General features: G+C 71.5%; 11 protein-coding genes. 9 read left to right on the top strand and 2 right to left on the bottom strand.

From position 1 onward, the window contains the following. Positions 1–25 precede the first annotated feature (25 nt). Positions 26–1,486: a catalase gene (locus tag ACQP17_RS23340; protein ID WP_433858033.1), complete on the top strand. Its 1,461-nt coding sequence runs from the start codon at positions 26–28 to the stop codon at positions 1,484–1,486. A 98-nt stretch (positions 1,487–1,584) separates the two neighbouring features. Here ACQP17_RS23340 and ACQP17_RS23335 read toward each other — a convergent pair whose 3' ends face one another. Then, the gene (locus ACQP17_RS23335) at positions 1,585–3,873 is read right to left on the bottom strand and encodes a transglycosylase domain-containing protein (RefSeq protein ID WP_433858032.1); all 2,289 of its coding nucleotides are present in this window, start codon (positions 3,871–3,873) and stop codon (positions 1,585–1,587) included. A 309-nt stretch (positions 3,874–4,182) separates the two neighbouring features. Between ACQP17_RS23335 and ACQP17_RS23330 the strand changes: the two genes are divergently transcribed. The 6 genes from ACQP17_RS23330 (at position 4,183) to ACQP17_RS23305 (ending at position 9,845) form a co-directional block, all read left to right on the top strand. Next, positions 4,183–5,154: an SPFH domain-containing protein gene (locus ACQP17_RS23330; protein WP_433858031.1), complete on the top strand. Its 972-nt coding sequence runs from the start codon at positions 4,183–4,185 to the stop codon at positions 5,152–5,154. 97 nt (positions 5,155–5,251) lie between these two features. Then, positions 5,252–5,521 (top strand): hypothetical protein, encoded by a 270-nt coding sequence (locus ACQP17_RS23325; RefSeq protein WP_433858030.1) that lies wholly within the window; start codon positions 5,252–5,254, stop codon positions 5,519–5,521. A 68-nt stretch (positions 5,522–5,589) separates the two neighbouring features. Continuing rightward, positions 5,590–6,114: a PadR family transcriptional regulator gene (locus tag ACQP17_RS23320; RefSeq protein ID WP_433858029.1), complete on the top strand. Its 525-nt coding sequence runs from the start codon at positions 5,590–5,592 to the stop codon at positions 6,112–6,114. Then, entirely contained in the window at positions 6,111–6,800 is a 690-nt protein-coding gene (locus tag ACQP17_RS23315) for an ABC transporter ATP-binding protein (protein ID WP_433858028.1), read from the top strand. Before ACQP17_RS23320 ends, ACQP17_RS23315 begins: the two co-directional genes overlap by 4 nt. Further along, positions 6,797–9,187, top strand: coding sequence for an FtsX-like permease family protein (locus ACQP17_RS23310; RefSeq protein WP_433858027.1), 2,391 nt, complete (start codon positions 6,797–6,799; stop codon positions 9,185–9,187). The genes ACQP17_RS23315 and ACQP17_RS23310 overlap by 4 nt, the downstream gene beginning before the upstream one ends. 58 nt (positions 9,188–9,245) lie before the next feature. Further along, on the top strand, positions 9,246–9,845 hold the full coding sequence (locus ACQP17_RS23305; RefSeq protein WP_433858026.1) for a dihydrofolate reductase family protein: 600 nt from the start codon (positions 9,246–9,248) through the stop codon (positions 9,843–9,845). A 12-nt stretch (positions 9,846–9,857) separates the two neighbouring features. On the opposite strand, the gene ACQP17_RS23300 is transcribed toward ACQP17_RS23305, so the two are convergent. Then, positions 9,858–10,817 (bottom strand): LysR substrate-binding domain-containing protein, encoded by a 960-nt coding sequence (locus ACQP17_RS23300; protein WP_433858025.1) that lies wholly within the window; start codon positions 10,815–10,817, stop codon positions 9,858–9,860. A gap of 132 nt (positions 10,818–10,949) precedes the next feature. On the opposite strand from ACQP17_RS23300, the gene ACQP17_RS23295 reads away from it, so the two are divergent. Both ACQP17_RS23295 and ACQP17_RS23290 read left to right on the top strand, forming a co-directional pair. Further along, a complete protein-coding gene (locus ACQP17_RS23295) occupies positions 10,950–11,504 on the top strand; it encodes a peroxiredoxin (protein WP_362613446.1) in 555 nt (184 codons plus the stop codon). 32 nt (positions 11,505–11,536) lie between these two features. Then, the gene (locus tag ACQP17_RS23290) at positions 11,537–12,070 is read left to right on the top strand and encodes an alkyl hydroperoxide reductase (RefSeq protein WP_086718421.1); all 534 of its coding nucleotides are present in this window, start codon (positions 11,537–11,539) and stop codon (positions 12,068–12,070) included. The last annotated feature ends 67 nt before the right edge of the window (positions 12,071–12,137 follow it).

The following is a 12,137-nucleotide window of genomic DNA, read 5'->3' as shown; positions in this document are numbered from 1 at the left end:
TCGTCGACCCAGGAGGCGCTCCTCCATGACCAGCTCCGCACGCGTCCCGCACACCACGAACAACGCCGGCATTCCGGTCGAGAGCGACGAGCATTCGCTGACCGTGGGTCCCGACGGCCCGATCCTGCTCCAGGACCACTACCTGATCGAGAAGATGGCCCAGTTCAACCGCGAACGGGTCCCCGAGCGGGTGGTGCACGCCAAGGGCAGCGGCGCCTACGGCACCTTCGAGGTCACCAACGACGTCAGCCAGTTCACCAAGGCGGACCTCTTCCAGCCCGGCCGGACGACCGAGATGCTGGCGCGTTTCTCGACCGTCGCGGGCGAACAGGGCTCCCCCGACACCTGGCGCGACCCCCGCGGCTTCGCGCTGAAGTTCTACACCGAGCACGGCAACTACGACCTGGTCGGCAACAACACCCCGGTCTTCTTCGTCCGGGACACGATCAAGTTCCAGGACTTCATCCGCTCCCAGAAGCGCCAGCCGGGCAGCGGGCTGCGCGACCACGACATGCAGTGGGACTTCTGGACGCTGTCGCCGGAGTCGGCCCACCAGGTCACCTGGCTGATGGGCGACCGCGGCATCCCCAAGACCTACCGCCACATGAACGGCTACGGCTCCCACACCTACATGTGGATCAACGCCGGCGGCGAGAAGTTCTGGATCAAGTACCACTTCAAGACGGACCAGGGCATCGACTTCCTCACCCAGGAGGACGCGGACCGGCTCGCGGGCGAGGACGCCGACTACCACCGCCGCGACCTCTACCGCGCCATCGACGGCGGGGACGCCCCGTCGTGGACGCTGTACGTCCAGGTCATGCCGTTCGACGACGCGCCGGACTACCGCTTCAACCCGTTCGACCTGACCAAGGTGTGGCCGCACGGCGACTACCCGCTGATCGAGGTCGGGCGGATGACGCTCAACAGGAACCCGGAAGATTACTTCATCCACATCGAGCAGGCGGCCTTCGAGCCGTCCAACATGGTGCCGGGCATCGGCCCCTCCCCCGACAAGATGCTGCTGGGCCGGCTGTTCTCCTACCCGGACACCCACCGGTACCGCATCGGCCCGAACTATCTCCAGCTGCCGCCCAACCGGCCGCACGTCCCGGTCCGCTCGTACGCCAAGGACGGCCCGATGCGCTACGAGCCGGCCCGGGTGGCCCGGCCGTACGCCCCCAACTCCTACGGCGGGCCGGCGGCCGACACCGGGCAGTTCGGCGACCCGGCGGGCTGGGCGACGGCCGGCGAGATGGTGCGCGAGGCCACCCGGCCGCGGCGGGACGACGACGACTTCGTCCAGCCCGGCACGATGGTCCGCCAGGTCCTCGACGACGCGGCCCGCGACCGGCTGGTGAACAACGTCGCCGGCCACCTCTCCGAGGACGTCTCCAAGCCGGTCCTGGAGCGCGCGTTCCAGTACTGGCGCAATGTCGACAAGAACCTCGGCGACCGGATCGTCAAGAAGTTCAACGGCGGCTGAGCACCGCGCGGCGACGGCCGCCCGCCGGCTCCCGCCGCACACGAGAACGAGGGGCGCCCGGTCCTCCGGGCGCCCCTCGTTCTCGTGTGCCGGGCCGGCTAGTTGAAGCCGGGCAGGCTGTTGGGCTGGGTTCCGCCGGCGCCCTGGGTGCCGGCGCCCGCGGTGTCTCCGCCGGCGTCACCGCCCTGCGTCCCGCCGTCCGGGGGGCCCGAGGTGGTGCCGCCGGTCGGGGTGGACGGGCCGCCCGAGGGGCGTCCGCTCTGCGAGGGGCTCGCCGGGCTGCTCGGCTTCGACGGGGTGGGCGACGGCGACTTGCTCGGCTTGTCGCTCGGCGAGGGGCTGGTCGACGGGGTGTCGCTCGGCGTCGGGGTGGGCGTCGGGGCGACCCCGGCACCGAAGGTGGTGTCCAGGTCGAAGTCCGGGCCGGTGCTGCCGTTCAGCGCGGCCTCGGTGTAGTCCGCCCACACCCGGGCCGGGTAGCCGCCGCCGTTGACGCGGCCGCCGCCGCCGGCGCCCTTGAGGGTGACCTGGGCGCCGCCCTTGGGCGACTCGCCGAACATGCCGACCGCGGTGACCAGCTTGGGCGTGTAGCCCACGAACCAGGCCGACTTGTTGTCGTCGGAGGTGCCGGTCTTGCCCGCCGCGCTGTAGGCGGTGTTCTTCACGGCCTGCGAGGCGGTGCCGTCGTTGACCACGCCGGTCAGCACGGAGGTGAGGGTGTCGGCGGTCTTCCGCGACAGCACCTGGTCACCGATCGGCTTCTTGAGCGGGATCTTGGTCTCCGCGCCGTTGACGCTGTGGGTGGCCTCGGTGACCAGCGTCGGGGTGACCTTCTTGCCGTGGTTGTCGAGGGTGGCGTAGGCCCCGGCCATCTGGAGCGGGCTGGCACCCATGGTGCCCAGTGTCATGGCCGGCTTGACGTCCATCCTGGAGCCGTCCAGGCCGAGACTGACCGCGGTCTGCTTGACCTTCTCCAGTCCGGCGTCCTGGCCCATCTGCGCGAAGACGGCGTTGACGGAGTTGTTGGTCGCCGTCTGGACGGAGATGTTGCCGTACTGCGCCTCGTCCTCGTTGGGCGGCGCGAAGGGGATGTCACCACCGACGACCGGACGGCGGTTGTGGCCGTCGTACACGGTGTTGGGGGTGATCGGCACGCCGCTCTGGGTGGTCGCGTTGTTCTCCATCGCGGAGGCGAGGATCAGCGGCTTGAACGTCGACGCCGGCTGGTAGTCGGCGCGGGTGGCGTTGTTCGTGTAGTGCTTCGGGTAGCCCGCGCCGCCGTACATCGCCACGATGTGGCCGGTCTTGGGGTCCACGGAGGTGGCGCCGAGCTGGGCGTCCGCGTCGACCTTGCGGGTCTTGGGGTTCAGGTCGTCGGTGAGCTTGCGCTTGACGGCCTGCTCCAGGTCCTTCTGCTTCTTGCGGTCGATGCCGAGGGTGACCGTATAACCGCCGGCCTCGAACTGCTTCTCGTCGACGCCCTGGGCGAAGAGTTCCTTCTTCGCCTCGGTCACCAGATAGCTGGCCTGGCCGCTGAGTCCGGGCAGCGGCTTGGGGTCCTTGGGTATCTCGAACTTCTGCTTGGCGCGGTCCTCCGGCGAGAGCCAGTGCATCTCGACCATGTTGTCCAGGGTGTACGCCCAGCGCTCCTGGACCCGCTTCTTGCCGGCGTCGCTCGCCAGCGTCCAGTCGTACTGGTTCGGCGCCTGGAGCAGCGAGGCGAGGTAGGCGCCCTCCGCGACGGTGAGCTTGTCGACGTCCTTGCGGTAGTACGCCTGGGCCGCGGCCTGGATGCCGTAGGCGCCGCGCCCGTAGTAGCTGGTGTTGATGTAGCCGGCGAGGATCTTGTCCTTGCCCAGCTTGTTGTCCACCTTGAGCGAGATGACGATCTCCTGGAGCTTGCGGCTGACCGTCTGCTCCTGGCTCAGGTAGTAGTTCTTGACGTACTGCTGGGTGATCGTCGAGCCGCCCTGCTTGCCCTGCCCCCGCAGCGTGTTGAAGATGCCGCGCAGGGTGCCCTTCAGGTCGACGCCGGAGTCCTGGTAGAAGGTCTTGTTCTCGGCGGCGACGAAGGTGCGCTGGACGTCCTTGGGTATCCGGCTGAGCGGCACGCTCTCACGGTTGAGACGGCCGACGCGCGCCATGACCTTGCCGTCGGAGTACTTGTAGACGTTGCTCTGGAGCTTGGCGTTCGCGTTGCCGTCGGTCGGCACGTCCACGTACAGGTACAGCCCCACGAAGCCGAGGATGCCCAGCAGGCACATCCCGAGGAAGGCTCCGAGGATCTTCTTCCAGGTGAAGAAGCGGCGTATGCCGGACTTCTTCTCCGTACGTTTGGCGCGGCGGGCGCTCCCCTGCCGCGCCCGTCTCGCTTCCGCTCGGCCCATCGCTTCAGCAACTCCAGTCGTTCCGCCCCCAGCTAATTCAGCTGTTGAAGCTAACACCGCATCTCTTCACAAATACTCATCGATCAAGGCTTTTCCCGACGTGACAAACAGCACTGGGACAGACGGAACCTTTGGGTGGGTGTTCTGCGTCGCCCGTCTCCCACCTGGGGTCTTGCCGCAGGCCGGGCTCCCTGCAGTCGCTGGACACCCGGGCAACCCGAGGGCTAAAGTGCTAACACTTTGCTAGGCAAGTGACATCGCTTGATGCGGCAGACATCACGTACCGCATCCGCAGAAACGGGGATTGCCATGTCCGATCAGACACCGGCCGACCGCGGTACCGGCCCCGACGGCGAGCCGGCCGTCGACGCTCCCGACATGCCCAGCCCGCAGGTCCGCGAGGTCACGGCGCACAGCATCCCGGGCGGCGTCGCCCTGCTGCTGACCGTGCTCGGCGTCGCGCTGGGCATCGCCGCGATCTCCGTCGGCTCGGTGCTCGGCTCCGGCGGACACGGCGGGGCCGCCGCGCCGACCGTCATCGCGGGTGTCCTGATATTGCTCGGCTCGCTCTTCTGCATGACCGGCGTGAAGATGGTCGCGCCCGGTGAGGCCCGGGTCATCCAGCTCTTCGGGCGCTACGCCGGCACCATCCGCACCGACGGGCTGCGCTGGGTCAACCCGCTGACCACCGCCCGGAAGATCTCCACCCGGGTGCGCAACCACGAGACCGCGGTCCTGAAGGTCAACGACGCCTACGGCAACCCGATCGAGCTGGCCTCGATCGTGGTCTGGCAGGTCGAGGACACCGCCCAGGCGCTCTTCGAGGTGGACGACTTCCTGGAGTTCGTGGCCACCCAGACCGAGGCGGCCGTGCGGCACATCGCCATCGAGTACCCCTATGACGCGCACGACGAGGACGCCCTGTCGCTGCGCGGCAACGCCGAGGAGATCACCGAGAAGCTCGCCATGGAGCTGACGGTCCGGGTCCAGGCCGCCGGCGTACGGATCATCGAGTCCCGCTTCAGCCACCTCGCCTACGCCCCCGAGATCGCTTCCGCGATGCTCCAGCGCCAGCAGGCCGGCGCGGTGGTCGCGGCCCGGCAGCAGATCGTCGAGGGCGCGGTGGGCATGGTCGAGCAGGCGCTGGACCGGATCAGCCGGCAGGGCATCGTCGAACTGGACGAGGAGCGGAAGGCGGCCATGGTCAGCAATCTGATGGTGGTGCTGTGCGGCGACCGGGCCGCCCAGCCGGTCCTGAACACGGGCTCCCTCTACCAGTGAGCGGGCACGGCGTGCGGCGCTCCCCGGTCCCGGGCCGGGGAGCGGCCGCGGCACGGCGCGTGCCGGCCGGTGCGGCCGCAGGAAGCGAGGCGGCCGGATGAGCACCGGCACCCCCGAGGAGCCCGGCGCGGCGGGCGGACCGCCGCCCGGACGGCGGCCGCAGCAGCGCAAGCAGATGCTGCTGCGGCTGGACCCGGCGATCCATGACGCGCTGACGCGGTGGGCCGGCGACGAGCTGCGCAGCGCCAACGCGCAGATCGAATTCCTGCTGCGCAAGGCGCTGTCGGACGCGGGACGGCTGCCCCGGGGAGCGGGCGCGATCCCCCGTCGGGGGCGTCCGCCCAAGGACCCGGACGACAGCCCTTAGCCGGCCCGCGGCCTGCGTATACCCTGCATGTATACACAGGCGGCACACCCCCGCGTAAGCTGGCCGGCATGTCAATCGGTCACACGCTGCTGGGCCTCCTGGAGTCCGGTCCCCGCCACGGCTACGACCTCAAGCGGGCCTTCGACGCGCACTTCGGCCAGGACCGTCCGCTGCACTACGGGCAGGTCTACGCGACCATGTCCCGGCTGCTGAAGAACGGCCTGGTCGAGGTGGACGGCGTGGAGGCCGGCGCCGGTCCCGAGCGCAAGCGGTACGCGATCACGGACGCCGGGATCACCGATGTCGCCCAGTGGCTGGCCCGTCCGGAGAAGCCCGAGCCCTACCTCCAGTCGACGCTCTACACCAAGATCGTCATGGCGCTGCTGACCGGGCGCGACGCCACCGAACTCCTGGACTCCCAGCGCGCCGAGCACCTGCGGCTGATGCGCGGACTGACCGAGCGCAAGCGCACCGGCGACCTCGCCGACCAGCTGATCTGCGACCACGCGCTGTTCCACCTCGAAGCCGACCTGCGCTGGCTGGAGTTGACCGCCGACCGGCTGGACAAGCTCGCGGAGACGGTCCGCGGATGACGCCGGAGGGATCGCTGCTCGCGGCGGAGGGGCTGTACAAGACCTACGGGGCGACCCCGGCGCTCGCCGGGGTGGACTTCTCCGTGCACCCCGGCGAGGTCGTCGCCGTCATGGGCCCCTCCGGCTCCGGCAAATCGACCCTGCTGCACTGCCTGGCCGGGATCATCGCCCCGGACGCCGGCACCGTCCGCTACGGACCGCACGAGCTGACCGCGCTCGACGACGCCCGGCGCAGCGCCCTGCGCCGCAGCGACTTCGGCTTCGTCTTCCAATTCGGCCAGCTGGTACCGGAACTGACCGGCCTGGAGAACGTCGCGCTGCCCCTGCGGCTGAACGGCACCGGGCGCAAGGAGGCCGAGCGGCGGGCCCGCGCATGGCTGGAGCGGCTGGAGGTGGACGGGGCGGCGGACCAGCGGCCCGGTGAGATATCCGGCGGCCAGGGCCAGCGGATCGCGGTCGCCCGCGCCCTGGTCACCGGCCCGCGGGTGCTCTTCGCCGACGAGCCCACCGGCGCCCTGGACTCGCTCAACGGCGAACGCGTCCTGGGCCTGCTGACCGACGCCGCCCGCGACACCCGTGCCGCGGTCGTCCTGGTCACCCACGAGGCCCGGGTCGCCGCCTACTCCGACCGTGAGGTCGTGGTCCGCGACGGCACGGTCAAGGACGCGCCGTTGGGCCTGCGATGAACCCGCCCCGTTCGCCCGCCGGTCCCGTCCGGTGGGCACGCGACCTCGCGATGGGGATGCGGTTCGCGGCCGGCGGCGGCCGCGCGGGCCGGCTCCGTACCGCGCTGACGGCCGCCGGGGTCGCCCTGGGCGTGGCCGTGCTGCTGCTCGGCGCGTCCGTGCCGGGCCTGCTGGACGCCCGGCACGGCCGGGAACAGGCCCGCGAGGCCCCGGACCCGGCCCACCCGCCGCGCGCCGCCGACGACACCCTGCGCTACGCCACGGCGGACACGACTTTCCACGGCACCCCCGTCCGCGGCCGGCTGGTGCGCCCGGACGGCGCGCATCCGCCCGTGCCGCCCGGCGTCGGCCGGCTCCCCGGCCCCGGCCGGATGCTGGTCTCCCCCGCGCTCAAGAAGCTGCTGGACTCCCCCGAAGGCGCCCTGCTGCGCCCGCGGCTGGACTACACCGTGGCCGGCACCCTCGGCGACGCCGGGCTGCTGGGCCCCGGCGAACTCACCTACGTCGCCCGCCCCGCCGCGTCCGCCCCGGCCCACGGCACCCGCATCGACCACTTCGGCCCGGCACCGGGCCCGCCGCCGATGCAGCCGTCCGCCGTGCTCCTGGTGGTCGTGGCGGGTGTGGCGCTGCTGACGCCGGTGCTGGCCTTCCTCGGCACCTCCGTACGGTTCGGCAACGAGCGCCGGGAGCGCCGGCTGGCCGCGCTGCGGCTGGTGGGCGCCGATATCCGCACCACCCGCCGGATCGCCTCCGGTGAGGCGCTGTTCGGCTCGCTGCTGGGGCTGGTGGCCGGCGGGGCGCTGTTCCTGGCCGGGCGGCAGCTCGTCCCGCTGGTCACGCTGTGGGACATCAACGTCTTCGCCGCGGACGTGACGCCCGGCCCGCTCGCCGTGGCGCTGATCGCCGCTGTGGTGCCGACCGCGGCGGTCGTGGTGACCCTGGTCGCCCAGCGCGGCGTGACCGTCGAGCCGCTGGGCGTGGTCCGCCACCGTCCGCCGGTGCGCCGCCGGCTGTGGTGGCGGGTGGCGCTGCCGGCCGCGGGCGCCCTGCTGCTGGTGCCGCGGGGCGGGGAGCGGCCGTGGAGCGGCACCCCGTGGGACACCGCCCGGCTCGCGGCCGGGTCGATGCTGCTGCTGTGGGGCGTCACCGCGCTGCTGCCCTGGCTGGTGCAGGCGGTGGTCGGCCGGCTGCACCGCGGCCCGGTCTCCTGGCAACTCGCCGTCCGCCGCCTCCAGCTGAACAGCGCCCCGGCGACCCGCGCGGTCGCCGGGATCACCGTCGCGGTGGCCGGCGCCATCGCGCTCCACATGCTGATGACCGGGATGCAGGCCGGCTACGCCCGGGCGTACGCCGAGTCGGGCAAGGAGCCGCGGATCGGCCTGTGGGGCGAGGCCCGGGACTGGCCGCGGACCCAGCGGGCTCTCACCGCGCTGCGCGCCACCCCGGGCGTGACCGCGGCCCGCGGCTTCGTCCACACCCTGGCCGGCCCGCGGCCCACCGGCGACAAGGACCCGGCGGCCCCCGCCCGCAGCGTCGTCGCGGTCGGCAGCTGCGCCGAACTGCGCGCCCTGGCCCGGCTGGAGACCTGTCACGACGGCGAGGTGTTCACCACCACCACCGGCCGCGAACGCACCGTCGCCCCCGGCGCCACCCTCGACCTCACGCCGCCGGACGAGCCGATGCCCGGGGAGGCGGACGAGCCGGGGCCGGCGCAGGCGCGGAAGGGGGCGCGGTCGCACCCGTGGTCGGTCCCCCGCGACGCCCGTACGGTCCCGTTGCGCTCCCCGGCGCAGAGCCGCGCCCAGGTCGTCCCCGACGTCCTGGCCACCCCGTCCGCACTCGACATCCGCGCAGTCGGCGACCCCACCGTGGAGTTCACGGTCGACTTCGACCGGGGCACCCCGGACGCGGTGGAGCACCTGCGCAACACCGCCGCCCGGCTCGACCCGGCGCCGCACGAGTTCTCCGCGGTCGACAATCCGCATGACGCGCAGCTCTCCAGCATCCGCACGGGGCTGTTCGCCGGCGCCGTCCTCACCCTGCTGCTGATCGGCTCGGGCCTGATCATCTCCACCGCCGAGCAACTCCACGAGCGCCGCCGGCTGCTGTCCGTCCTCGCCGCGTACGGCACCCGGCGGGCCACCCTGGGCCGTTCGGTGCTGTGGCAGACCGCCGTCCCCGTGGTGCTGGGGCTGGGCCTGGCGCTGGCCTGCGGGCTGGCGCTGGGGGCGCTGCTGCTGACGACGCTCGACCACACGGTGACGGTGGACTGGCCGGTGGTCGCCGCGATGACCGGCACCGGCGGCGCCATGATCCTCCTCGTGACGGCGCTGAGCCTGCCGGCGCTGTGGCGGCTGATGCGCCCGGATGGGCTGCGTACGGAGTGAAACTGCGAGATCATTTCCGCCACCGCAGTGCCCACCGACTGCCCCAGGGGGACCTTTCATGCGCAGGCTCGTCTACTGCATCGCGTCCACGCTCGACGGCTTCATCGCCGGGCCCGACGGCGCGGACCCCACCGGCCCGGACGGCTTCTGGCCCCTCCCCGAGGACTACCTCGGGCACCTGGCCGCCGAACTCCCGGAGATCCTGCCCGTCCACGCCCGCTCGGCGCTCGGCATCAGCGCGGACAACCTCCGCTTCGACACCGTCCTGGAGGGCCGGCGCAGCTACGAGATCGGCCTCAGGGCCGGCCTGACCGACGCCTACCCCCATCTGCGGCACCTGGTCTTCTCCCGGACCATGACACAGAGCCCGGACCCGGCGGTGGAGCTGGTCGCCGACGACCCGGTGGCGACGGTCCGCGCGCTCAAGGCCGCGCCCGGCAAGGACATCTGGCTGCTGGGCGGCAGCGAACTGGCCGGGGTGCTCTACCCGGAGGTCGACCAGCTGCTCCTCAAGCTGAGCCCGCTCACCGTCGGCCGCGGCATCCCGCTCTTCTCCCCCGACACCGCCTTCGACCCGCGCGGCTGGGAGCTGACCGAGCACACCCTCCTGCAGAGCGGCGCGGCCTTCTTGACGTACACCCGCCCCGCGGCGGCGTGAGGCGCGGGGCCCTCAGCCCTTCGCCATCCGCACCGGCAGTCCGCGCAGCGCGCCGCGCAGCGCCCGGGCGAACTCCACGAACTCCTCCTGACGCGCCGCGCCCGTGCGCATGGCCAGCGCGATGGTCCGCGAGGGTGCCGGATCCGCGAAGTACCCGGTGGTGAGCTGGTCGTTGCGGCCGGTCTCGACCCGCAGCGCGGTACGCGGCAGCAGGGTCACCCCCAGGCCGCCGGCCACCAGCTGCACCAGCGTGGACAGGCCCGCCGCGCTGGTCGTCACGGGGGTGTTCTCGTCCCGTCCGGCCTCCCGGCAGATGTCCAGGGCCTGGTCGCGCAGGCAGTGGCCCTCGTCGAGCAGCAGCAGATCCAGCTCCTGGAGGGCCTGGCGCGGGATGTCGCCGCGGCCGCCGAGCCAGTGCTCCTTGGGGGCGACCAGAACGAAGTCCTCGTCGAACAGCGGGAGTTCGGTGACCTGGGACATGCCGAGGGGGACGGCGAGCAGCAGCAGGTCGAGCCGTCCCTGGGCCAGGCCCTCCAGGAGGGAGGCGGTCTGCTCCTCGTGCACCTGGAGGTCCAGATCGGGATAGGTGTCGTGGACCAGCCGCAGCACGGCCGGCAGCAGATACGGCGCGACGGTCGGGATGACGCCGAGCCGCAGCACCCCCGTGAACGGCGCGCGGGCCGCCTCCGCCTCCTCCAGCAGATCCCCGACGGCCTCCAGGACCACCCTCGCCCGCGCGGCCACCCGCTCCCCCGCGGGCGACAACAGCACCTTGCGCGTCGTACGCTCCAGCAGCTGCACCCCGAGGGTCTCCTCCAATGCGGAGACCGCCCCGGACAGCGCGGGCTGGCTCATCCCGATCTCGGCCGCCGCCTCGCGGAAATGCAAGTGCTCGGCCACCGCCGCGAACGCCCGCAGCTGGGCCAGGCTGGGCTGGCGGGGCCGGGTGCCCCCACTCGCCGGTGACGCCACTGATAACCACCTCCGATCAACATCAACCAGTCTAGCTATTTCACTGATCAATGCCTCCTGTGGCACTGTGAGAACCGTCCAAGCCTCAAAGAAAGACCTCAAAAGGGACTTTCTGCGCAACAAGGAGAGTACGTGCTCACTGTCGGTGACAAGTTCCCCGAGTTCGACCTGACCGCCTGTGTTTCGCTGGAGCAGGGCCAGGAGTTCGAGCAGATCAACCACAAGACCTACGAGGGCAAGTGGAAGATCGTCTTCGCGTGGCCCAAGGACTTCACCTTCGTGTGCCCCACCGAGATCGCCGCCTTCGGCAAGCTGAACGACGAGTTCGCCGACCGTGACGCCCAGGTCCTCGGCTTCTCCGGCGACTCCGAGTTCGTGCACCACGCCTGGCGCAAGGACCACCCGGACCTGACCGACCTGCCCTTCCCGATGCTCGCCGACTCCAAGCACGAGCTCATGCGCGACCTGGGCATCGAGGGCGAGGACGGCTTCGCGCAGCGCGCCGTCTTCATCGTCGACCAGAACAACGAGATCCAGTTCACCATGGTGACCGCCGGCTCCGTCGGCCGTAACCCCAAGGAGGTCCTGCGGGTCCTCGACGCGCTGCAGACCGACGAGCTGTGCCCCTGCAACTGGTCCAAGGGCGACGACACCCTCGACCCGGTCGCGCTGCTCTCGGGCGAGTGACACTCCGCTAGCGAACTGGAGGCTGATCTGACATGGCTCTCGACGAACTCAAGTCCGCCGTACCGGACTACGCCAAGGACCTGAAGCTGAACCTCGGCTCGGTCATCGGCAACAGCGACCTGCCGCAGCAGCAGCTGTGGGGCACCGTGCTGGCCTGCGCGATCGCCTCACGCTCGCCGAAGGTGCTGCGCGAGCTGGAGCCGGAGGCGAAGGCGAACCTCTCCGCCGAGGCGTACGCCGCCGCCAAGTCGGCGGCCGCCATCATGGCGATGAACAACGTCTTCTACCGGACCCGGCACCTGCTGTCGGACCCGGAGTACGGCAACCTGCGGGCCGGTCTGCGGATGAACGTCATCGGCAACCCGGGCGTGGACAAGGTCGACTTCGAGCTGTGGTCGCTGGCCGTCTCGGCCATCAACGGCTGCGGCATGTGCCTGGACTCGCACGAGCAGGTGCTGCGCAAGGCCGGTGTGGACCGCGAGACGATCCAGGAGGCCGTGAAGATCGCGTCCGTCCTGCAGGCCGTCGGCGCCACGCTCGACGCCGAGGCCGCGCTCGCCGAGTAACTCCGGCCACCGCGCGACGCACGCAGCACGGAACCCCGCAGACATCAGGTCTGCGGGGTTCCGTGCT

This window comes from Streptomyces kronopolitis (genome assembly GCF_050953795.1).
GTDB lineage: Bacteria > Actinomycetota > Actinomycetes > Streptomycetales > Streptomycetaceae > Streptomyces > Streptomyces kronopolitis_A.
Note: the sequence above shows the minus strand (reverse complement) of the source record. Positions and strands in the feature narration are given on the sequence as shown.